Source organism: Bradyrhizobium sp. CCBAU 11430, from assembly GCF_028128855.1.
Classification (GTDB): domain Bacteria; phylum Pseudomonadota; class Alphaproteobacteria; order Rhizobiales; family Xanthobacteraceae; genus Bradyrhizobium; species Bradyrhizobium ottawaense.
In genome coordinates, this window is sequence record NZ_LBJV01000058.1 from 89,769 (window position 1) to 111,546 (window position 21,778).

Genomic DNA, 21,778 nt, shown 5'->3' on the forward strand with positions numbered 1-21,778 from the left:
GATATCTCCTAAAGCGTTTTCGAGCGAAGTGGATACCGGTTCGCGTGAAGAAAACGCGTCAAAACAAGGTCAGTTCGCGGTCAGCACGACCTTGACGCTCTGCGAGCGATCGAGCGCCAGCCGCAGCGCATCGGGCGCGGTCGAGAGCGGCCGCTCGGCGGTGACCAGCGACAGCACGTCGACGCCGCCGGAGGAAATCAGTTCCACCGCCGTCATGAACTCGAAGCCGAAACGGAACGAACCGCGCAGGTCGATCTCCTTGGCCATCACCGCATTCGACGGCGTCGGGATCTGGCCGCCGGGCAGATTGCCGATCTGCACCACGATGCCCCCGCGCCTGACGATGCCGATGGCGCTCGCAAGGCCCGCGGCCGTGCCCGAGACCTCGAACGCAACGTCATAGGGACGCGACGCAGCCTGCGCCTTCAGTCCTTCCTCACCGCCCGAGACATTCTCCACATGCGAAGCGCCGAGCTTGGTCGCGAAGGCGAGCGGTGCCGGCGCGATGTCGGCGACCGTGATGTCGGCCATCCCGGCGCGATGCGCGGCGAGCATGGTCAACAGCCCGATCGGGCCGGCGCCGAAGATGATGCCGCGCTTGCCCTCGATATTGCCGGCGCGCGCGACCGCGTGCAGGCAGACCGCGAGCGGCTCGGCGAGCGCTGCAGCCTGATAGGACACGTGATCGGGAATCTTCACGCACTGCGCGGGGACCGCGTCGAAATAGTTGGCGAAGCCGCCCTGCATGTGCGGCGTCTTCGAGGCCGAGCCCATGAAGTAGATGTTCTCGCACAGATTCGGCCGGCCCTCGCGGCAGGCGACGCAATGGCCGCACCAGCGCGACGGGTTGACCGCGACGCGGTCGCCGACCTTCAGATTGGCAGCGGAGCCGGAGATCTCCACGACTTCGCCCGATATCTCGTGGCCGAGCACCAGTGGCGACTTCACCACGAAATCGCCAGTCCGGGCATGGCGGAAATAGTGCATGTCCGAACCGCAGATGCCGCCGGCGCCGAAGCGGATGCGCACCATGCCGTCTGCGAGCTTGTCGAGCGGATGCTCGACCATGCGCAGATCTTCGGGACCGAACAGGGTTGCGGCGAGAGCGGTGGAGGTCATTTGGAGAGTCCCATGTATTTTGGCAGCCAGAGGGTCAGTTCGGGGATGTAGGTGATCGCGATCAACGCCAGCATCAGCGGCACCAGCCAGGGCAGGATCGCGACCGTGGTGCGCTCGACCGAGAGTTTGGCCACGCGGGCGAGCACGAACAGCACCATGCCGAGCGGCGGATGCAACAGGCCGATCATCAGGTTCAGCGTCATGATCAGGCCGAAATGGATCGGGTCGATACCGAGCTTGAGCACGATCGGCAGCAGGATCGGCACCAGGATGGTGATCGCCGCCGTGGTGTCGATGAAGCAGCCGACGAACAGGATCAGCACGTTGGCGAGCGCCAGGAACACCCATTTGTTGTGGGTGATGCTGAGCATCCAGTCCGACAGCATCTGGGCGGCCTGCGACACCGTCAGCAGCCAGGCGAAGATCGAGGCCGCCGTGACGATGAACAGCACCGAGGCCGTGGTCTCGATGGTGTCGAACGTCGCCTTCGCCACGGTCTTCAGCGTCATGGTGCGGTAGCGGACGAGGCCGAGGAACAGCGACCAGATCACGGCGGCAACCGCGGCTTCCGTCGGCGTGAACCAGCCGAGCGTCATGCCGCCGATCAGGATCACCGGCGCCATCAGCGCCATCACCGCCGAGAAGTCGAAATACCAGTCGATGATGAGCAGCGTGCCGAGGCCGATGACGACGGCCATGTTGACCGACATGCCCGCGAGCACCATCAGCCAGATCGCCATCGGGAACGCCAGCACGATGGCGATCTCGAGGCCGGCCGAGCCGAGCTGCGGCCAGGAGAACGGCGTGTCGCTGCCCCATTTGTTCTTGTGCGCGAAATAAGTGACGGTCGCCATCATCAGCAGCGTCATGACGATGCCGGGAATGACGCCGCCGAGGAACAGCGCGCCGATCGAGACGTTCGCCATCATGCCGTAGATCACGAAGGGCAGCGACGGCGGGATGATCGGGCCGAGCGTCGCGGAGGCCGCGGTGACGCCGACCGAAAACTCGGTGGAGTAGCCGTGGTCCTTCATCGCCTTGATCTCGATGGTGCCGAGACCGGCGGCATCCGCGATCGCGGTGCCGGACATGCCGGAGAAGATCACCGAGCCGATGATGTTGACGTGGCCGAGGCCGCCGCGCATCCAGCCGACCAGCGCGACGGCGAATTTGTAGATGCGCCCGGTGACGCCGGCGATGTTCATGAGGTTGCCGGCCAGGATGAAGAACGGCACCGCGAGCAGCGGAAAGCTCTCGACGCCGGCGATCATGCGCTGCGCCAGCGTGACGTCGGGCGTCACGCCGCTGACCAGGATGTAGAGCAGCGACGACGCGGCCATGGCAATCGCCACGGGAACGCCGAGCAGCATCAGGATGAGGAAGCCTCCAAGCAGCAGCAACATGGGATTATCCTTCAAAACCGTCGTAGGCGCCGGGACGTTCGAGGATCGAATAACCCTGTCGCAAATGTTGTATGGCCACCTGCACCGAGCGCACGAACATCAGCACGAAGCCGGCCAGGACGGCGTAGTAGACGTAGTCCTTGGGAAGATTGATCGTGGTCATCTGCTCGTCGCCGATGATCTGGATGTAGACCCAGACCAGCTTGATGGCGTAGCCGAAAAAGGCGATCCGGATCAGGTCGATCACCGTCGACAGCGCGCGCGCCACGATGTGGGGCAAATAGCGGTAGAGGAGGTCGACCTGGATGTGCCGCGACAGCCGCACGCACATCGAGGCGCCGATGAAGACGACGCCGATCAGGCAATAGGTCGCGATCTCCTCGGTCCAGGCATAGCTGTCGTTGAGCACGTAGCGCGTGAAGAACTGGAGGAAGACGGCGAGCGCCATCACCCAGAAGATCGCGAGCGCCACCCAGTCCTCGAACGCGTAGATGCCGAGGTCGACCTTCGGCGTCGCCTCCTCCTCGAAGGTATGGGCGATCTCGTCCGCGGTGATCTGCCGGTGTATTTCGGCGGTGGACATGGGGGACTCCTCAAACTGGCTCCGTCGTTCCGGGATGGTGCGTTAGCACCAGACCCGGAACCTCGAGATCCCGGGCTCGGCTCTTCGAGCCGCCCCGGGATGACGACTACGTCGTCACTTCACCGCCTGGATCTTTTCCCAGTCGGCCTTGCGATAGCCGAAGGTCTCGAACGCGACGTTCTTCAGCACGGTGTCGCGGAACTCGTTCTTGTCGACCTCGGTCACGCTCAAGCCCTTCTCCTTGAAGAAGGCGACCAGCTTGGCCTCGTTCTGCTTGATCTCCGCGGTCGCCTTGGCGGCGGCCTCCTGGGCGACGTCGGTGAAGATCTTCTTGTCCTCGTCGGAGAGCTTCTTCCACAGCGCGCCAGCGACCACCGTGTTGAGGTGATCGACGATGTGGCCGGTCAGCACGATGTGCTTCTGCACCTCGTAGAACTTCTTGGCTTCGATCGTGGTCAGCGGGTTCTCCTGCGCCTCGACGGTGCCGTTCTGGAGCGCGAGGTAGACTTCCGCGAAGGCGATCGGCGCGGTGTTGGCGCCGCAGGCGCGCGGCATCGCGAGATAGGCCGGCACGTCGGGCACGCGCATCTTCAGGCCCTTGAGGTCCGCGCAAGTCTTGATCGGCTTGTTCGACGAGGTCTGGCGCACGCCGTAATAGGTGACCGCGACGATGTGGTGGCCGCTCTTGTCCTCATAGCCCTTGGCGAGCTCCTTGAAGATGTCGCTCTTGGTGTAGGCGAGCAGATGATCGGCATCGCGGAAGGTGTAGGGATAGTAGGTCACCCCGATCGGCGGGAAGCTCTTGGCCGCGAAGCTCGAGCCGGAGATGATGATGTCGACCGAGCCGAGCGAGAGGCCCTGGTTGATGTCGGCTTCCTTGCCGAGCTGCGAGGCCGGATAGACGTCGATCGCATAGCGCCCGTTGGTGCGCTTGCCGATCTCCTGCGCGGCCCAGACCGAAGCGGTGTGGAACGGCTCCGAGGTCTCGTAGACATGGGCCCATTTGAGCTTGGTCTGCGCCACGCTGGCCTGGGTGGCCGCCAACAGCGTGGCGGCGGACATCACTGCTGCAATCGTCATTTTCTTCAACATCGACTTTTCCTCCATCGTTCAAGTCTGCTTCTTGTTCACCCGCCCCGGCACGGATGCGGGCCGTACAATCTCATCGCCGCCGCGCGCTGCCGCCTCCGGCCTGCTTCTTCTTCGGCGCCGGTTTCGGTTTCGATGGCTTTGCCGGTGCTCGCGCCGTCCGGCCCCGCCCCGAAGATGATCCTGCCGCGTTCTCGGCGCCGAAATTCTGCGCAAAGCGCTCCTGCGAGCGCGCCAGATGCGCGCGCATCGCTTCGCGCGCGGCTTGCGGATCATGCGCCGCGATCGCCTCGCGCACGGCGCGATGCTCGTCGAGCGCGGTGCGCCAGGTGCCCGGGCTCTCGAAATAATGCGCGAGCTGCGCGAAATAGGGATTGAGGCGCTGGTCGAACAGCTCGCCGACGACGCGCACCAGAACGGCATTGCCGAGGCTGCCGGCGATCGCGACGTGGAACGCGCGGTCATGCACCATCGAGGCTTCGCCGGGATGCTCGACATTCTCCATTGCGAGGAGCGAGGCATCGATGCGGGCGATGTCGTCTTTGGTCGCGACGCGCGCAGCCTGTTCGGCGATGGCGCTTTCGAGGAATTCGCGGGCGCGCAGCAGCTCGAACGGGCCCTCGATGACGGAGGCGGCTGCGGGCGCGGCGATGGCGGCGGGCTCGATCACATAGATGCCGGAGCCGACACGGATGCGCAGGCGCCCCTCGACCTCGAGCGCAATCAAGGCTTCGCGCACGGTCGGCCTGGACACCTTGAGCTGCTCGGCGAGCTCGCGCTCGGTCGGCAAGCGGCTGCCGACCGCGTACTCGCCGCTGTCGATCAGGCTCCGCAATTGATCGGCGACCTGGCGATAAAGCCGTCTCGCCTCCACAGCTTCCAGCGGCACGCTGGTCCTCCCGAAAGGGTCGCGCGAGGCATTTCGACCCGCGGCCCGCCAATTTTGGAAAATTGGTCTTACCAATTGACCGGAGCATTGACCTGATACGGGCGCCATGTCAAGCAGCGGCAAGGCAAGGGGAGACGTCCATGCGCCCAGGTTCCGTGCGTCTTGGCAGCGCCAATCTCGACCGGTTGCCGCCGGCCGTCCGCCGCCCGGCCTACGACCGTTCGCGAATCACGCCCGGCATCGTGCATCTCGGCCTCGGCGCCTTTCATCGCGCGCATCAGGCCGTCGTCATCGACGATTGCCTTGCCAGCGGCAGCTCGTCCTGGGGCATCGTCGGCGCCAGCCTGCGCAGCCCGGATACGCGCGACGCCCTCGCCCCGCAGGATCATCTCTACACCGTTGCCGTGCGTGCCGCCGAGGGCACCGAGCACCGCGTGATCGGCGCGCTGCTCGACAGCGTCGTCGCGCGCGAGAAGCCGGCGGCGCTGGTCGAGCGGATGGTCGATCCCGCCATTCGCATCGTCTCGCTGACGGTCACCGAGAAAGGCTATTGCCACACGCCGCAGACCGGCGATCTCGATGAACGGCATCCTGACATCGTGCACGATCTCAACAATTTCGACGCGCCGCGCTCGGCGCCCGGCTTCATCGTCGCGGCGCTGGCACGCCGGCGCGCGCTAGGCGCACCGCCCTTCACAGTGCTGTGCTGCGACAATCTCGCTGCCAACGGCCACACCGTGCAGCGCATCGTGACGCAATTCGCCGCGCTCCGCTCCAGGGAACTCGGCAAGTGGATCGCGGACAATGCCGCTTTTCCCTCGACCATGGTCGACCGCATCGTGCCGGAGACGACGGATAGCGACCGCGATGCGGTCGCGAACGCACTCGGCATGCGCGACGCCTGGCCCGTGATGACGGAGCCGTTCACGCAATGGGTGGTCGAGGATCGCTTCACGGCGGGCCGGCCCGATCTTGCCGCCGCGGGCGTCGAGCTCGTTGCCGACGTCAAGCCGTTCGAGCTGATGAAGCTGCGGCTGCTCAACGCCAGCCATTCCGCGCTGGCTTATCTCGGCTATCTCGCGGGCTACGAGACCATCGCCGACACCATGCAGGATCCGCACTTCGCGCGGCTGGCCGCGCAGGTGATGGAGGAAGCCGCGGTGACGCTGACGATGCCTGCCGGCACTGATCTCGCCGCCTATCGCGCTTCACTGCTCAAGCGCTTCGCCAATCCGGCACTGCATCACCGCACCTGGCAGATCGCGATGGACGGCTCGCAAAAGCTGCCGCAGCGGCTGCTCGGCGCGATGCAGGACCGCCTCGCCCGGAACCTGCCGATCTCGACCCATGCGCTCGCGGTGGCCGGCTGGATGCGCTACGTCAGCGGCCTCGACGAGCAGGGCCGCGCCATCGACGTGCGCGATCCCCTCGCCGCCGAATTCGCCGCGCTGGCGCGCGAGGCGGGGCCCGTTGCCGAGCGGCTCGCGCCTGCGCTGCTCGGGGTTCAGAAGGTGTTCGGGCCGCTGGGGTCCGAGCCGCGCCTGCGCGAGGCCGTGACCACGGCGCTCGGCCGTCTCTACAGGGATGGTGCGCGGCGGGCCGTGGAGACGCTCGTCGCGGCCTGACCACTGAGCGGGCAATGCTGCACTGCGGTCCAAATCGGACACAAGGTCGAACGGAAGTCGCGCTTGATTTTTGCCTGTCCTTGCCCCACCCGAGAGCGATGGCAAAGGACAGCAAGATCATCGCCGCCAACGCGGCCTTCTACGCCGCGTTTTCGACCGGCGACTTCGACGGCATGGAACGGTTGTGGGTGGACGACGACGCCATTTCCTGCATCCATCCCGGTTGGCCGGCCATCATCGGGCGCGCCACGGTGATCGGAAGCTGGCGCGACATCCTGCAAAACCCGGAGCGGCCGCAGATCGTCTGCGCCGAGCCGCAGGTCATCGTCGACGGCGACAGCGCCCGCGTGCTCTGCATCGAGATCGTCGACGGCACCGCCTTGGCCGCGGCGAACCATTTTCGCCGCGTCGGCGACGAGTGGCTGCTAGTGCATCACCAATCGAGCCCGATCGCGCAGATTGTCGAGCAGGCTGAAGACGATAGAGCGAGCCACCGCGTGCACTGACTGCGGCGGACCCGCGGGCGTGAGCTACTGTGCATGGGGTTGTTTTTCGAGTTCCGACAGGTCATCCAGCACGGCCCGCGCCGCGGAAAAATCATCATCCGCGAAGAACATGCTCCGGGTGATCAGAACCGGAATGCCGGCGCGTGAGGCCGCAATCAGCCCGTTGGCGGAATCCTCTATTGCCACGCAGTCGGCCGCGCCGAGTTGCAGCCGCGCCAGCGTTTCCAGATAGACGTCCGGTGCCGGCTTCTTGTGCCTGACATCGTCACCGGCGACGATGGCGTCGAACTGCGCAGCCCAGTTCGGCCCCAGCGCCTGCGACAGCAGCGCATCGATATTGCCGTGGGAGGTCGTGGTCGCGATCGCAAGCCGCTGGCCGCGCGCCTTCGCCGCAGCGAGCAGCTCGATCACGCCCGGCCTTAAGGAACAGCAGCCGGTTTCGACCAGCTCGGCGTAATGCGCGGTCTTGATGCGGTGAAGCGCGGCAATGTCCTCGTCCGGCAGCGGCGGGACGTTCCGCAGCCTTCCGTGGTAGGCGCGCATGCGCTCCTTGCCGCCGGTCACCCGCAGCAGGTCCTTGTAGACCGCGCGGTCCCACTGCCAGCCGAGACCGTGGTGCGCGAAGGCGTGGTTGAAGGCCTGCCGATGCAGCTCCTCGGTCTCGGCCAGGGTGCCGTCGACGTCGAAGATCAGCGCGGCCGCGCGCCGGACCAGCTCATTGGCATCCGGCGGCACCAAGGCGAGCGCTTCTGCCTGCATGATCGATGCCTCCCGGTGACAGGCGAACATCGCCCGAGGCAGGAGGCGAGACAAATCGCAATATCTTTTGCCGGACCCAAAAATCTCTTATGAGCAAACGACGCGCGACGGCGCGGACGGGAACTTTCGACCTGCACAGGAGACGCATGCGGCTCTTCATCCTTGGCCTCGGCTATAGTGCCCGGCATTTCGTCCGCAAACATGGCGGCAGCTTCTCGCATATCGCCGGCACCGTGCGCGATCCCGGAAAGCGGGATGACCTCGCCGGCATCGAGGTGCATGCCTTTTCCGGCGAGCCTCCTGCACGCGAGACGGTCGAGCAGGTTCGCGAGGCCGATGTCCTTCTCATATCGATCCCGCCCGGTAGCAGCGGCGATCCCGCCATCGCCGCGTTCGGCGACGTGCTGGCGACGGGCCGCCGCAAGATCGTCTATCTCTCCACCATCGGCGTCTACGGCGATCACGGCGGCGGCTGGGTCGACGAGAGTACTCCGCCGCAGGCAACGCTCGACCGCGCCCGCATGCGGGTTGCCGCCGAGCAGGCCTGGATGGACATGGCGCGCGGCGATGCCGCCATCCTGCGGCTTGCGGGCATCTACGGCCCAGGCCGCAACGCGCTGGCGACACTGCGGGGTGGGACAGCCCGCCGCGTCATCAAGCCGGGCCAGGTCTTCAACCGCATCCATGTCGACGACATCGCGAACGCGATCATGGCCGCGCTTCCCCACCGAACCGGCGGCATCTGGAACGTCTGCGACGACGAGCCGGCGCCGCCGCAGGACGTGATCGCCTATGCGGCGAAACTGATGGGCGTTGTGCCGCCGCCGGAAGAGGCGTTCGCGACGGCCGAGATGTCGGCGATGGCCCGCAGCTTCTATGCCAGCAGCGCCCGCGTCTCCAACGCAAAACTGAAGCGCGAGCTCGGCGTCACGCTTGTCCACCCGACCTATCGGCGCGGCCTCGATGCGTTGTGGCATGCAGGCGAAGCACGATAAGGCACCGCCGCGTCCGGCACGTCCCAGACATGCCCTGCCCGCGCTTGACTTCGCGTCGGTGCAGTCGTGATCTGGGCGTGCAACGAGCCCCTCACACAACGAGCTCGTGCGGGAGGAACATAATGAACAAGACGATCGCCATGATCGCGGCGGCGACTGCCGTCATCACATTCGGCACGGCCATCGCCGCGCCGCTGCCCGAAGCCAAACCCGACGATGTCGGCTTCTCCAGTCAGGGCCTTGCGCGCCTCGACAATTTCTTCGCTCGCGAGATCGCCGCCAAGCGCGTCCCCGGCGCGGTCGTCGCCATCGCGCGCGACGGCAAGCTCGTGCACTACAAGGCTTACGGCATGCTGGATCCGGACAAGGGCACGCCGATGCCGATCGATGCGATCTTCGCGCTGGCCTCGATGACCAAGCCGATGGCAGCGGTCGCGGGCCTGACGCTGATGGAGCAGGGACGGCTGCCGCTCCAGGCCAAGCTGTCCGATTACTATCCCGGCTTTTCCGACATGAAAATCGGCGTGACCGAGGCCAACGGTTCGCTCAAGCTGGAGCCGCAGGCCTCGCCGATCTTCATCCACGATCTCTACCGGCACACCTCCGGATTGATGTATGGCGGCCGTCCCGACAGTTCGAGCCCGGTGGCGCGGCAATATCCTGACGGCGTCGCGCCCGCGATCGAAGGTGACACCCAGGCGTTCATCGACCGCATGACCAAACTGCCGCTGGCGCATCAGCCCTCGACCGAGTTCGAATACGGCTTCTCGATCGACGTGCTCGGCGCCGTCGTCGAGAAGGTGAGCGAGCAGAAGCTCGGCGAGTATCTCGCCGCCAATGTCTGGCAGCCGCTCGGCATGAAGGACGCGACCTTCCACCCGACCGACGCGCAACGCCTTCGCCTCGCCCGCCCGTTTGCCAACGATCCGCTGACGGGCAAGCCGCAGGCGATCAAGCTGCTCGACACCCCGACCAAGTTCGACTGCGGCGGCGCCTGCTCGTTTGCGACGGTCGGCGACTACGCCCGCTTCGGGCAGATGCTGCTCAACGGCGGCGAGCTCGACGGCCAGCGCATCCTGGGTCCGAAGACCGTGCATCACATGACGACCAACCACCTTGGCCCCGAGATCAAGAACAACGTGGCCAATGTCGAGCCGCATCGCGGCGGCTTCGGCTTCGGCCTTTCGGTCGCGGTTCGCACCAGCGAAGGGCTGTCGTCTGTCCCCGGCAATCCCGGCGAGTTCACCTGGAACGGTGCCTACGGAACGCAGTTCTTCTGCGACCCGAAGGAGCGTCTCGTGGTCGTGGTGGGAACGGCTGCGCCCGGCGAGCTCAGGAAGTATTATCGCGAGCAGGTTCAGGACATCGTCTATGGTGCGATGGTGAAGTGAGATCGGCACGCACTGAAAGAAAAAGGGCGGCCGATCGGGCCGCCCTTTTGTTTTGACCCAGCGTCAGCTCAACACGCCGTACTTCTTGAACCAGGCCTGCGCCTGCTTCCAGGCATCTTCCGCGGCGTCCTTTCGGTAGCTGCCGCGGTAGTCGGCATGGAAGCCGTGCGGCGCTTCGGGGTAGATCTTGAATTCGGCCGTCTTCTTGTTCTGCTCGAGCGCGGCCTTCATCTGCTCGACCTGGGCGACGGGAATGCCGGTGTCGGCGCCCCCATAGAGGCCGAGCACCGGCGCTTTCATCTCGGGGGCGAGCTGCATCGGGCTCTTCGGCAGCAACGGATTTTCGGGGTCGACCAAGGTGCCGTAGAAGGCGACGCCGGCCTTGAGCGTGCTGCTATGGGCGGCATATTCCCAGACGGTGCGCCCGCCACGGCAGAAGCCGATGATGCCAAGCTTTGCAGTGTCGCCGCCTTGCGATCCAGCCCAGGCCGCCACCGCGTCCAGATCGGACAGCAGCTCCGCGTCGGGCTTGGCATTGACCACCGGGAGCAGATCCTTGACCTCGGCGACCTTGGTCAGATCGATGCCTTTGCGGAAGTAATAGTCGGGCGCGATTGCGAACGCGCCAAGCTTGGCGAGGCGCCGCGTCACGTCCTTGATATATTCGTGCAGGCCGAAAATCTCCATCGCCACGATGATCACCGGCGCCTTGGTGTTGCCGGCGGGACGGGCGAAATAGACGGGCATCTCTTCGGAGCCGACCTTGATCCTGGCGTCACTGACCTGAAGGCCATTGGCGTCGGTCGTGATCGCCTCGGCGCGCACGGGCCCGGCCGCAAGCGTGTAGCCGGCGGCGACGGCCGCGGTGGCGCTCATGAACCCGCGGCGAGAGACCGGGGCGACTTTCGTCAACCCGACGACGTCGGATGCCATGGTAGTTTCGAAGCTCATCGATCTATCCCTTGCTGCTGCCTGTGCTGGTATCCCCGGGGGGCGACGCATTCGCCAATAGTTGCCGGCGAGATGCAAATCACCAGCCTGCGAGCACGCGCGCTTTCAGGCCAGACCGTGCGGTTTCTGCACCGGCGCAATCTCGGGCATCGGGCTCATCGCGCCAAAGTTCGACGATTGCGCCACGCAGGAGCCCACCGTGGCTGCCAACGCTGCAGGACGTTGAACAACGCTGACTGTTTCGACTCCCAACGGCACTCTGACATTCGCTTCGCTCGTGTGCCGGACTTAACCGTCTAGCTGCACTGCATCGCAACATCCATTAACCGAAAAAGAGGGTTCTCCCGCGGCCGGCCGCACCGCCAACTGCTGCAGGTGATGCGCATGTGTGCGCCTTCGAGACGCTCACCCGCAACAAATGGGCACCGCAGTGGCCACAATGACACATCATGTTGCTTGCGCATCGGACACATCACCGTCAATCACGCGCGAGCCGTCGTCATTTGATTGAAATTTTCGGAGGACTTGAGCCGTGCGATTTACTCGAACTTTCTTTGTGACGCACTAGTTCCACGGCCGGAAGTTCCATCTCTGCAACAGAGAGCTTCTTCCCCACGCGGTCCGCCGTCCGGCAACGGACGAAGGGTCACGCGAGGACTTCATTCTCGTCCACACAGATTGCGCACCCCAAGGCTCAATTGAATAAAGCTTTATCCGATCTGGAATTGAAATGAATTTGGCTCGCGAATCGATTGAACTGTTGGAGCAGGTCGCACGAATCCTGTGGTTCGAAGGCACCAAGCACGGCTTGCGCGACCGCGAGTGGATGGCGCTGCGCTTCCTTTCCCGCGCCAACCGTTTTTCCCGGACGCCTTCGGCGCTCGCGAGTTACGTCGGCACCACGCGCGGCACCGCCTCGTTCATCATCGGGGAGCTCGAGCGGCTGGGCTATATCGAGCGAAAACGCTCGGCCACCGACAAGCGCTCGGTGATGCTGAGCGTGACGCAGCAGGGCAAGAAGTTCCTGGTGCGCGACCCCGTCAGCGTTCTGGTCGAGGCGATTGCCGTCCTCGACGAGGAGGTCAAGATCCGCTTCCGCGACACCTTCAGGCACGTGCTGGATCAGTCGGACGCGGCCGAGCAGCGGCACCACACCGACGTTTGCAAACGATGCATCTTCCTCCGGGAGGAGCGCACCACCAACGACAGCAAGGCAGCGGCCGAGTTCAGCTGCCGTCTGTTCCGCTCGCCGATCGCGGAGGCGGAGGTCGATCTGCTATGCACCAGCTTCGAGCATCACCGCCAATAGAGGACAGCCCTCGATCAGGGCGTCGCCTTACGTGACGAATAGATGACACCGCCGCTCGCCTCCACCACCAGGCGCCCGTTCTCGCTCCTGATCTCCTCGATGCGGCCAAGACCCGGCACCTGCTGTCCCAGCACGGCCTCGATGACGCCGTTCGGACCCTGCAGGATCGCAATGCCTTCATAGGCCTGGCGGACCGACCAACCCTTGATCACCTTCCGCGGCGCCGGCGCGCGCTCGGACGGAGACACCGAGCCCGTGAACTCGGGCGCTGCGACCGAGGCCATCATCGATCCTTGCTGTGGCGAGGGCTGCGATTGCACCATGGCCGGCGCCGGAGCCGGCGTCTGAACCTGCGCTTGGGCGAGCTTGTCGAGCTTCACCGTCGAGGACGAGCTCACCCGCTCGATACGGTCCAAATTCTCGGCGAACCTGCCGAAACGGTCATTGGTCGCCTTGCTCGACTGATCCACCGCGGTGCGCAGGCCATCGAGATTTTCCGACACGCCCGACACCTGCTTGCGCAGATGCGCGACGGTCTCGCGCAGATTCCTGATCTCCGTATTGGCTGCAACGTTGTTCTGGGCGGGCTGCGTGGTGAGATAGGCGATCACGCCGGTGCAGGCGCAGACCACCAACATGGCGGCGACCGCCAATGTCGCGAGCGGCGCAACCCATGTCGGACGGGGCGGCGGGGGCTTGGCGACGATCACGGCCGGCTTGATCACGGTCGGCGCGGGCTTGGGGATCGCCATCTTGTCGAGACGCGCCTTGGCCCGAATACGTTTCAGCCCCTCGAGTGCCTCCTTCGCCAGAGCTTCATCACTTGCCGCGGCCGACGCTCGCTTTGGGCCCGCGGCAGGCCTGGGCGCTCGCGCCGTATCGTCCTTCGTATCGCGTGCTTCGGGAGCCGGCTTCGTCGTTGCGGAAACATCAGTGGTCGCGTTGGGACGAGCTTGTCCATCGGACAACATGTGAAAATGCTCCGTTCGGTTCGATCTGTCGAACGATGACGTTATTTGCCGAAGCTTGCCTGAAACGTGCGCATCGAAAACTTTTCCATCGCGCGCGATGCGACGTCACATGAGTCAATCGCGTCATGGACGTGGCGAGAGTGCGACTCGAAAGACACACACTCGCCAAGATTTCGCCAAGCTGGAGTCTCGCCGCCACACGTGAGTCGAATTGTCGCACGGCGAAACACGCCCATGAGAGTCAATCCCGGGTTGAAAACCCCTCGATATGCCTGATCCACCCCACCACCTAAAATAGCTGTGATTGTACGGGGATGCGGAACCTTAGACCCATCACGATGCAGAACTAGTTTAGTTTCCAAATCAACTGATGCGTTTGAATATATCAAGAAACAACCCGAAACAAACCAACAGCATCAAGCACACGTAGCAATCGCTTTGTTTCGCACGCTTGATCGGAAATCGGCAATTGTTACGGTCCTACTCAAGTGATTCTCGCCAGTTGGCGAGGAGATCGACACAGATTCAGTGGCGTTCGGACGCGATGAGCAACTTGGCGCAACTGTTCTAGGTCGTTTCTCAATCCGCCCCGCGAGGTGATCCGTAAGACACCCGCCGGGCCTCACGCAGTAAGCGTTCAGTATCGAGTTGAAGTACCAGGCCTGCGAGACGCAGGCACTGAATGCGTAGGGCTGCCCGCGAATATCGAAACCATAACAACGGTTCGCGGGAAGGAATGTCGTCAAACAGCATCGTTGCCGAGCCGGGCATCACAACAACCATCCGGCCGCGACAGGTGCGAAACAGGGGCGAAAGACTGATGTATATTATCGTTGATGATCGCGAGAGCGTCGCGAACAGCTATGTCGGAGGGCTCGTTCGCGAAGGCGTATCGTCGATCGGCTTCTCCTCCGGGGAATTCTGGGACTGGCTGCAATCCGCGAGTGAATCGGATCTGGCAGCGGTGGACGCCTTCCTCCTCGGGGATTGCGATGCCCGCGGAAGCCTGCCGCGGGCGATGCGCAAGCGTTCCTCGGCTCCCATCATCGCCATGAGCGGCCAGAAGATGCTCAAGAACACGCTGGAGCTGTTCGAATCGGGTGTCGACGACGTCGTGCACGTACCGATCCACCTGCGCGAGATCCTTGCCCGAACGGCCGCGATCGCGCGCCGCCGGGTGGGCGAGCTGCCGAGGCCCTGCGAGAGCAGGATCCAGGTCTTCTTCAACGGCCGTGACCCCGAGATCGCGGGCCACGCCCTCACGCTGCCCCGCCGCGAACTGCGCATTCTCGAATATATGGTCAGCAATCACGGCAAGTGGATCACCAAGACGCAGATCTTCAACGCGGTCTACGGCATCTTCGAGTCCACCTTCGACGAGAGCGTGATCGAGAGCCACGTCAGCAAGCTGCGCAAGAAACTCCGCGACCGCCTCGGCTTCGACGCGATCGTGGCCCGGCGTTACGTCGGATACCGCCTCGACATCCCTGCCGGCGACACCCTCGACGTGCCGATGCAGGAGCTCGACGAGGTCGGCATCATCCTGAACAGGGCGCATGCCGTCCCGGCCGCCTATCCGGTCGGCAACTGACACGGCACAAGCCTGCCACGAACAGACAACGGCCTCTGCGAAGCACCATCGCAGAGGCCGTTGCATTTTCGGCGGCGGGAGATGTGGGATGAGCCCCCTATAGCGCCTCGATGGAGGTGCGTTTTCCTCTTGTGAAGAGGCAATCCCATCGGAGCTATTGGGCGCAAGAGTCTCCACGTCGTCATGGCCGGGCTTGGGCCATCCACGGGTTGCTACGCCGGACCAAGAACGTGGATGCCCGGGGCAAGCCCGGGCATGACGACGTCTTTGTGACGAACCAGCTGCGCCTATTCAGCCCGCGCTCTACGGCTTCTGCTGGAATTCTTCCCTGGAGACGTAATTGAAATCCTCGACCAGGACGTCCTGGACGACGTCAGCCTGCATCCGCTCGTTGACGCGCTGCTTGATGGCGGCCGTCAGGATGGAGAGGTCGTAGCGGGCGAGCTTCCTGAAGTCGAGACGGTCGTCGGCATAGATCCTGCGAAAGGCCTCGTCGACGACGAACGGCTCCGGCGGAACGTTGAGCTGGTGCATCGTCCGCGCCTCCACGGTGTAGACGAAGCGCGCGACGATATAGCCCTGCACATTGCCGTTCTCGACCATGGGCACGCTCAAAGCCCTGGTCTTCTGGTATTGCAGCCCGTCGAGATATTCGTCCTTCGCCGGCAGCAGGCTGCCGTTCTCCTTCCAATAGGCCACGCCATAGCTCGTGCCCGCGGTGAGGATGCATACCCAGAGCCCGGCCAGCACCAGTCTGATCATTTTCCGTCCTGCGCTGCGCGGCCGGTATAGGTGCCGTCCGACTCGGCCTCCTTGATCGCCTTGACGATGATGCCCGCGATCTCGCGCACCGCGTCGTAGTGCATTTCGAGGATCGAGCGATTCCGCTCGAGCTTCTCGCGCAGCCGCTGAATCTCGTCGGTGACCTCGACGTCGCCGCCGAGATGCATCCGCGCCCGCATCAGGCGGACGAATTCGAGCATGCTCCGGCTCTTCCGCGCGCTGAAGTCGTCGAAATCGATCTTCTGACGCGTCGTGAGCGCGACCGTCTCCTCCTCGACGATGCTCTCGAGCCGGCGGATCGCTGCCAGCAGGCCCCGCACTTCATCCAATCTCGCCGCATCCGCGCCGTCGACCACGGCCTCGCCGCTCATGATCGGCAGCAGCACCGGCAGCAGCGCATCGGCTTCTGCTGCTTCCGTCGTCATCACCCCGGTGTCCACGACCGGCTGCTCGATCACCATGGCCGCCGCGCTGTCTTGTGCCTGCATAGGAAATTCACCCTTCAACTTCTGTCACCCGTTCGCGGATCATCATCCGGCCTTGCCGGCACCGTTCGGCCCCGCCGGATTGGCGGCGGCCAGCTGCTTGGCGATGCCAATGCCGTTGCCCTTTGCCAGCTGGCTGCCAAGCTGCTCCGCCAGCATCGATTTCCAGACGCCGCCGGCCGTGCCCTTGCCAAAGACCTGCTCGGATTCCTTCGGCAACATCGTCTCGACGAAGGTCTGGAGGATGAAAGCTTCGAACTTCCGGTACACCTCGCCCGACGCCGGCGCCTTGATCATCCGCACCGGGGCCCCATTCACCGCATCCGACGACGCCTCGGAGACCTTCGTCGCGGACTGCTCGGCAGCTGCCGCCTTGCCGGCCTCCGCGTCCATCGTTGCGGCGAAGTCGGCATCGGAGGATTTCAGCGCATCGAGTTTCGCGGTCGCCGCGCGCTGGGTCACGGGATCGGCGGCCTCGAGGACGTCGAGAACGAGGTCGGGCGTCGCGGTCACGATCATGGCTTGTTCCGATTGGCTGGCCGTGGCGTCCACGCGCGCACGGCTGGGCTTATTCCCGTCATCTCCTCGAGGGAGCGCTTCTCGGCGTCACGGAGCTTGTCGGCCAGCGCCGCCTTCGCGACCTGCTCGAGCTGCTTCACGCGGCGGCTCTCGGCGCGGACCTGGTCGAGCTGCTGCGCGGCCTGCGTCCGGATCTCGCGCGCACCGACGCTCGTCCTGTTCAAGCGCCGCGCGATCGATTCGCTCGACGATCCCGCCGGCGGCTTGCCATCGTTCAGGGCTCCCACCAGCCATTCCTGCTCGTCCTGCAGGCTTCGCTCCTGCTGCCGCAGCTGCGCGAGCTGCCATTCGGACAACCGGAGCTGGAGCTTCACCAGCGACACCATCCGGCCGAGCTTGTCCGCGCGCGACGTCATCACAGGCTCACTCCGCCAGCCAGGACGAGAGGCCGAGCATGAATTGCGTCAGCAGCTCGTCGCTCGTGAGGTAGAGCAGCAGGAAGCCGCCGAATAGCACGAAGGGTACGGAGATGAAATAGACTGGAATTGCCGGCGTCAGCTTGTTGATCAGGCTGACCGCCAGGTTGACGATCACCGAATAGACGATGAACGGGCTGGCGATCCGCAGCGTCAGCACGAACGCTTCCGACAGGCGGCCGACGAGCAGGTCGAGTGCCATGCCGCCGCCGAGCCGGCTCCCGGGACGCCAGACGTCGTAGGAGTTCATCAGCCCACGCAGGACCTGCCAATGCTGGTCGGTCATGAAGAACAGCGTGGTGACGGACACCATGATCAGCGGCACCAGCGCCGGCGCCGGATCGCTGTCGGCGACCGGCGTTCCCGGGATGTTGCTGAGCCCGATCGCGCTCGCCATCACCGTCGCCATGGTCTGGAGCGCGAGAAAGAACACCCGCCCGCCGAGCCCGATGACGCTGCCGACCACGAGCTCGGAGCAGATCAGGAGCGCCAGCGTCAGCGGCGCGGCGTTGTCCGTGAGCGGCTTCAGCACCGCGATCAGGATCGGCGTCAGCGCGAACGTCGTGACGAGCGCGACGAACAGGCGGACCTGTGCCGGAACGTTGACGCTGGAAAAGCCGGGCACCAGCATCAGGCAGGCGCCGATACGGCAGAACACAATGAACGTCACCAGCACGCTGTCGGCAAGGCCGCTGATCACGACACGGCTCCGAGCGCCCGGATCTCGGCGCTGCGCGCGACTTCGACATGCGACAGGATCGGCAAGGTCGGGAACACCCGCTCCAGGATCATCCGGACATAGGGCCGGGCTTCCGGCGTCACCGCCAGCACCACGCTGGTGCCGTTCTCGGTGAACTTGCGGATCGCGGCGCTGGCTTCGGTCGCGAACTGCTCGATCAGGCGCGGATCGGCGTCGAACTCGACGACGTCGCCCTTGGCGTCGCGCTTCAGGCTCTGGTGGAAGGCGAGGTCCCAGCGGTTGCCGAGACGGACGACGTTGAGCACGCCGTTGTCGGAGAGATCGCCGCAGATCTGCTGGGCAAGCCGGGTCCGCACGTGCTCCGCGACCTGCTCGGAGCGCCGCACGTGAGGCGCGATCTCGGCGATCGCCTCGAGGATGAGGTGAAGATTGCGGATGGAGACCCGCTCGGCCAGCAGGATCTTCAGGATCGCCAGCAGGCCGGAATAGGAGATCTGCGACGGGCAGAGATCCTCGACGAGGCGCTTGTACTCGGGATCGAGCCGGTCGAGCAGCGCGCGCATGTCCTTGTAGGACAGGAGCTGGGCGAGGTTCGCCCGGAGCACCTCGCTCAAATGCGTGAGCAGCACCGACAGATTGTCGACCGGCTTGCAGCCCTGCCGCTTGACTTCGTCCGTGAAGGCTTCCGTCACCCACAGCGCCTTCATGCCGAAAGCGGGTTCGACCACCTCTTCGCCGGGCACGTCGGGCTTGCCGTCCTTGTCGACCAGCACCAGCACCTCGCCGAGCCGGAGCTCGCCATGGGCGACGCGGGTGTCGTGGATCCGGATCTGGTAGCCCTTGGGGTCGATCGACAGATTGTCGCTGAGCTTGATCTCGGGAATGACGAAGCCGTACTGCTTGGCGAACTTCTTGCGGATCTTGGCGACGCGGTGGGCCAGCTCGGTGCGCGAGCCCAGCAGATGGACCGAAAGATGGCCGCCGAGCGCAAGCTCGATCTCGGCGGTCTTGAGCTGGTCCTTGACGGATTCCTTGGCCTCAGCCTGGGCGCGCTCGTCGGCCTTGCGCACATCTTCCTTCCGCTCCCGCGCCGCCTGCCGCCTCGGCAAGGTGTAGCCGACGAAGGCCATGACGCCGCCGAGAAGCACGAAGGGCGCCAACGGCAGCCCCGGCATCAAGGCGAGTACGAACATCATCAGCGCGGCGGCCGACACAGCGCGGGGATAGCCGCCGAGCTGGCGCAGCACGGCCTGCTCGGCCGATCCTCTCGTGCCGCCCTTGGAGACCAGCAGGCCGGCCGACAGCGACACGATGAGTGCCGGCATCTGCGACACCAGACCGTCGCCGACGGAGAGCTTCGTGTAGACGTCGGCGGCGCGCGACAGCGTCAGCCCGTGATGGGTGACGCCGATGATGATGCCGCCGAAAATGTTGATCGCGGTGATGAGCAGGCCGGCGATGGCATCGCCCCGAACGAACTTCGAGGCACCGTCCATGGCACCGAAGAACGCGCTTTCTTCTTCGAGCTCGCGGCGCCGGCGCTGGGCTTCCTTGTCGTCGATCAGGCCCGCCGACAGATCGGCGTCGATCGCCATCTGCTTGCCGGGGATGGCGTCGAGGGTGAAACGGGCGCCGACTTCGGCGATACGCGTCGCACCCTTGGTGATCACGACGAAATTCACGGTGACCAGGATGGCGAAGATGATCAGGCCGATGACGAAGTCGCCGCCCATGACGAACTTGGAGAAGCCGGCGACGACGTGGCCGGCAGCCTGCTCGCCCTCCCCGCCGCGCGACAGGATCAGGCGGGTGGTCGCTACGTTCAGCGCCAGCCGCAGGATGGTCGCGATCAGCAGCACAGTCGGGAAGGCGGAGAAGTCGAGCGGTCGCTGGATCCACAGCGCGACCATCAGGATCAGCGCCGACAGCGCGATCGAGAACGCGAGGCCGAGATCGATCAGGATCGGCGGGATCGGCAGGAACAGGATCGTGAGCATGGCCACGATGCCGCCGGCGAAAAAGGCGTCGGCCCCCAATCGTCGTGGGGTCGGCAGGCTAGCAGCTAACGTATCGGCCATGGGTCACCGGCAGAGGGTCCGCCCCTAATCTGCCCCGCAAAGCTTACGCGGGGATGGTGGCCGAGGCCGCGCGGGTCAGAAGCCGCGCTCGATCCGCGAATAGACCATCTCGGTGAAGGTGGAGAGGTGCGCGCCGATGAAGGAGCCGGAGACGGCAACGACCAGGAGGATGACGATGATCTTCGGAACGAAGGTCAGCGTCACCTCCTGGATCTGGGTCAGGGCCTGGATCAGCGCGATGATAGTGCCGACCAGCATCGCGGCGCCGACCGCGGGCCCGGAGGCGACGATGATGGTCCAGATCGCCGCCTGGACGATGTCGAGAGCGTCGCGTTCGTTCATGACTGGCTGATCGTGAGTCCCGGCCCGACCGCGACCTTGGTGCCGTTCTCGAGGGTCGCGATGGAGCCGTCGGCGTTGATGGAGACCGAGACGACCTTGCCGCTGAAGCTGGCGCCGGTGGCGTCTGTGAAGCTGACGGTTTTCCCGATCAGGCCGTTGGCCTGCGACAACGACTGCGAGGACAGCAGCGCATCCAGCTTCGAGTTGGTCTGCATGGCCTGCTCGACCGTCGAGAGCTGCGCGAACTGGCTCATATATTGCGAGGTATCCATCGGATTGGTCGGATCCTGGTTCTTCATCTCGGCGACGAGAAGCTGAAGAAACGTGTTGTAGTCGACGCTGTTGCTCGAGGTCGAATTGGTGGAGCCGGTCGAACTGGACGACTTGCTCGTGCTGTCGGTCGCACTGTTGACGTTCATGTACCTCTCCGCTGTCAGGCAGCCTGGAATGGGGACTCGGTGATGGCGCCGGCCAGGATGGCCTGCTCGACCGGGAACAGGGCCCGGATCCGCTTGAGCGCCTCGAAGTAGCGGGTCGCCTCGACCAGCTCGTCGACCGCGCCCAGTCCGTCCAGCATCTCCCGGCTCTCGCACACGGCGCACAGGGCCGCGTGATGCTGGGCGTAGAGTGCCGCGGCGTCGCGGATGTCGGTCGGGTTCATCAGCATGAGCTGGACGATGAAGTAGAGCTGCCGCAGCGCCGTGGTGGCGTCGGACGCCTGCATGACCTGCCCTTCGAGCAGGAACATCACGTCGTTGACGAGCTCGACGGAGACCTTGCGGTCCACGCGCAGCACCGCGCCGTTGATGTAGATCCGTTCGCCCGCCCGCAAGGAGATCTTCATCAAAGAGCGTCTCGGATCAGGCGGTTGATTTCGATGAGCTGCATCACGTCGTTCGACCTCTCCTCGCGAAGACGATCGGCCTCCTTGACGACCCACAGGCCGATCGAGATGATGTCGGCGCGCAGCTTGTCCGGAAGCCCGTTCTCGGGGTGCGAGAGATCCTCAATGAAGATCGTCCACAGGCGCCGCACATAGAGCAGGCTCTCGACCAGATCCTCGAGGCGGAACACGCCTCGCTGAATCCGTTCGAGCCGGTCGATGCCGAGGCTGAGCGCCTGCCGCTCGCGGCCCCGCGCCTCGTAACCGCTCTCGTCGACGACCGATTCATAGGCTTCAAACGTCATCAGCATCACTCTGCGCAGGAGACCGG

At 64.7% G+C, this 21,778-nt stretch carries 24 protein-coding genes; 6 read left to right on the forward strand and 18 right to left on the reverse strand.

Features of this window, described 5'->3' with window-relative positions; genetic code table 11:
• Window positions 1-69: 69 nt before the first annotated feature.
• The 5 genes from XI04_RS18605 to XI04_RS18625 form a co-directional block, all read right to left on the reverse strand.
• On the reverse strand, window positions 70-1,119 hold the full coding sequence (locus XI04_RS18605; protein WP_095425977.1) for an L-idonate 5-dehydrogenase: 1,050 nt from the start codon (window positions 1,117-1,119) through the stop codon (window positions 70-72).
• On the reverse strand, window positions 1,116-2,522 hold the full coding sequence (locus tag XI04_RS18610) for a TRAP transporter large permease (protein WP_028145709.1): 1,407 nt from the start codon (window positions 2,520-2,522) through the stop codon (window positions 1,116-1,118). The genes XI04_RS18605 and XI04_RS18610 overlap by 4 nt, the downstream gene beginning before the upstream one ends.
• A gap of 4 nt (window positions 2,523-2,526) precedes the next feature.
• Window positions 2,527-3,105 carry a TRAP transporter small permease gene (locus XI04_RS18615; protein ID WP_028145710.1) on the reverse strand — a complete coding sequence of 193 codons (579 nt, stop codon included), beginning with the start codon at window positions 3,103-3,105 and terminating at the stop codon, window positions 2,527-2,529.
• Window positions 3,106-3,219: 114 nt separating this feature from the next.
• On the reverse strand, window positions 3,220-4,185 hold the full coding sequence (locus XI04_RS18620) for a sialic acid TRAP transporter substrate-binding protein SiaP (protein WP_370126372.1): 966 nt from the start codon (window positions 4,183-4,185) through the stop codon (window positions 3,220-3,222).
• Window positions 4,186-4,267: 82 nt separating this feature from the next.
• Window positions 4,268-5,083 (reverse strand): FadR/GntR family transcriptional regulator, encoded by an 816-nt coding sequence (locus tag XI04_RS18625; protein WP_028145712.1) that lies wholly within the window; start codon window positions 5,081-5,083, stop codon window positions 4,268-4,270.
• A 140-nt stretch (window positions 5,084-5,223) separates the two neighbouring features.
• Here XI04_RS18625 and XI04_RS18630 point away from each other — a divergent pair, with 140 nt between their 5' ends.
• Both XI04_RS18630 and XI04_RS18635 read left to right on the forward strand, forming a co-directional pair.
• Window positions 5,224-6,708, forward strand: a complete 1,485-nt coding sequence (locus XI04_RS18630) for a mannitol dehydrogenase family protein (protein ID WP_271610423.1) — start codon at window positions 5,224-5,226, stop codon at window positions 6,706-6,708.
• Between the two features lie 98 nt (window positions 6,709-6,806).
• The gene (locus XI04_RS18635; protein ID WP_038950138.1) at window positions 6,807-7,214 is read left to right on the forward strand and encodes a nuclear transport factor 2 family protein; all 408 of its coding nucleotides are present in this window, start codon (window positions 6,807-6,809) and stop codon (window positions 7,212-7,214) included.
• Between the two features lie 24 nt (window positions 7,215-7,238).
• Here the strand turns inward: XI04_RS18635 and XI04_RS18640 are convergent, their stop codons facing one another.
• Window positions 7,239-7,973 carry an HAD family hydrolase gene (locus XI04_RS18640; protein WP_038970834.1) on the reverse strand — a complete coding sequence of 245 codons (735 nt, stop codon included), beginning with the start codon at window positions 7,971-7,973 and terminating at the stop codon, window positions 7,239-7,241.
• A 146-nt stretch (window positions 7,974-8,119) separates the two neighbouring features.
• Here XI04_RS18640 and XI04_RS18645 point away from each other — a divergent pair, with 146 nt between their 5' ends.
• Together XI04_RS18645 and XI04_RS18650 are read left to right on the forward strand one after the other, a co-directional pair.
• Window positions 8,120-8,968 carry an SDR family oxidoreductase gene (locus tag XI04_RS18645; RefSeq protein WP_038970821.1) on the forward strand — a complete coding sequence of 283 codons (849 nt, stop codon included), beginning with the start codon at window positions 8,120-8,122 and terminating at the stop codon, window positions 8,966-8,968.
• Window positions 8,969-9,090: 122 nt separating this feature from the next.
• The gene (locus tag XI04_RS18650; protein ID WP_271623735.1) at window positions 9,091-10,359 is read left to right on the forward strand and encodes a serine hydrolase domain-containing protein; all 1,269 of its coding nucleotides are present in this window, start codon (window positions 9,091-9,093) and stop codon (window positions 10,357-10,359) included.
• Between the two features lie 63 nt (window positions 10,360-10,422).
• Here XI04_RS18650 and XI04_RS18655 read toward each other — a convergent pair whose 3' ends face one another.
• Window positions 10,423-11,310: a dienelactone hydrolase family protein gene (locus tag XI04_RS18655; RefSeq protein ID WP_028145718.1), complete on the reverse strand. Its 888-nt coding sequence runs from the start codon at window positions 11,308-11,310 to the stop codon at window positions 10,423-10,425.
• Between the two features lie 730 nt (window positions 11,311-12,040).
• Here XI04_RS18655 and XI04_RS18660 point away from each other — a divergent pair.
• Entirely contained in the window at window positions 12,041-12,619 is a 579-nt protein-coding gene (locus tag XI04_RS18660; RefSeq protein ID WP_028145719.1) for a MarR family winged helix-turn-helix transcriptional regulator, read from the forward strand.
• Window positions 12,620-12,633: 14 nt separating this feature from the next.
• Here the strand turns inward: XI04_RS18660 and XI04_RS18665 are convergent, their stop codons facing one another.
• Complete coding sequence (locus XI04_RS18665; protein WP_028145720.1) at window positions 12,634-13,590, reverse strand: hypothetical protein; 957 nt, start codon at window positions 13,588-13,590, stop codon at window positions 12,634-12,636.
• An 820-nt stretch (window positions 13,591-14,410) separates the two neighbouring features.
• Between XI04_RS18665 and XI04_RS18670 the strand changes: the two genes are divergently transcribed.
• A complete protein-coding gene (locus XI04_RS18670; RefSeq protein ID WP_038950144.1) occupies window positions 14,411-15,181 on the forward strand; it encodes a response regulator transcription factor in 771 nt (256 codons plus the stop codon).
• A 303-nt stretch (window positions 15,182-15,484) separates the two neighbouring features.
• On the opposite strand, the gene XI04_RS18675 is transcribed toward XI04_RS18670, so the two are convergent.
• The 10 genes from XI04_RS18675 to flaF form a co-directional block, all read right to left on the reverse strand.
• Window positions 15,485-15,943 (reverse strand): hypothetical protein, encoded by a 459-nt coding sequence (locus XI04_RS18675; protein ID WP_028145722.1) that lies wholly within the window; start codon window positions 15,941-15,943, stop codon window positions 15,485-15,487.
• Entirely contained in the window at window positions 15,940-16,452 is a 513-nt protein-coding gene (locus XI04_RS18680) for a hypothetical protein (RefSeq protein WP_028145723.1), read from the reverse strand. Before XI04_RS18680 ends, XI04_RS18675 begins: the two co-directional genes overlap by 4 nt.
• A gap of 42 nt (window positions 16,453-16,494) precedes the next feature.
• Window positions 16,495-16,968, reverse strand: a complete 474-nt coding sequence (locus XI04_RS18685) for a rod-binding protein (RefSeq protein ID WP_028145724.1) — start codon at window positions 16,966-16,968, stop codon at window positions 16,495-16,497.
• Window positions 16,965-17,384, reverse strand: coding sequence for a hypothetical protein (locus XI04_RS18690; protein WP_028145725.1), 420 nt, complete (start codon window positions 17,382-17,384; stop codon window positions 16,965-16,967). The genes XI04_RS18685 and XI04_RS18690 overlap by 4 nt, the downstream gene beginning before the upstream one ends.
• 7 nt (window positions 17,385-17,391) lie before the next feature.
• Window positions 17,392-18,144 (reverse strand): flagellar biosynthesis protein FliR, encoded by a 753-nt coding sequence (gene fliR / locus XI04_RS18695; protein WP_028145726.1) that lies wholly within the window; start codon window positions 18,142-18,144, stop codon window positions 17,392-17,394.
• Window positions 18,141-20,222 carry a flagellar biosynthesis protein FlhA gene (gene flhA / locus XI04_RS18700; RefSeq protein ID WP_028145727.1) on the reverse strand — a complete coding sequence of 694 codons (2,082 nt, stop codon included), beginning with the start codon at window positions 20,220-20,222 and terminating at the stop codon, window positions 18,141-18,143. The genes fliR and flhA overlap by 4 nt, the downstream gene beginning before the upstream one ends.
• Before the next feature lie 75 nt (window positions 20,223-20,297).
• Window positions 20,298-20,564: a flagellar biosynthesis protein FliQ gene (gene fliQ, locus XI04_RS18705; protein WP_018318462.1), complete on the reverse strand. Its 267-nt coding sequence runs from the start codon at window positions 20,562-20,564 to the stop codon at window positions 20,298-20,300.
• Complete coding sequence (gene flgD / locus XI04_RS18710) at window positions 20,561-20,983, reverse strand: flagellar hook assembly protein FlgD (protein WP_018318461.1); 423 nt, start codon at window positions 20,981-20,983, stop codon at window positions 20,561-20,563. The genes fliQ and flgD overlap by 4 nt, the downstream gene beginning before the upstream one ends.
• 14 nt (window positions 20,984-20,997) lie before the next feature.
• Window positions 20,998-21,408 carry a flagellar biosynthesis repressor FlbT gene (flbT, locus tag XI04_RS18715; protein WP_018318460.1) on the reverse strand — a complete coding sequence of 137 codons (411 nt, stop codon included), beginning with the start codon at window positions 21,406-21,408 and terminating at the stop codon, window positions 20,998-21,000.
• On the reverse strand, window positions 21,408-21,752 hold the full coding sequence (flaF, locus tag XI04_RS18720; protein ID WP_028145728.1) for a flagellar biosynthesis regulator FlaF: 345 nt from the start codon (window positions 21,750-21,752) through the stop codon (window positions 21,408-21,410). Before flaF ends, flbT begins: the two co-directional genes overlap by 1 nt.
• Window positions 21,753-21,778 lie beyond the last annotated feature (26 nt).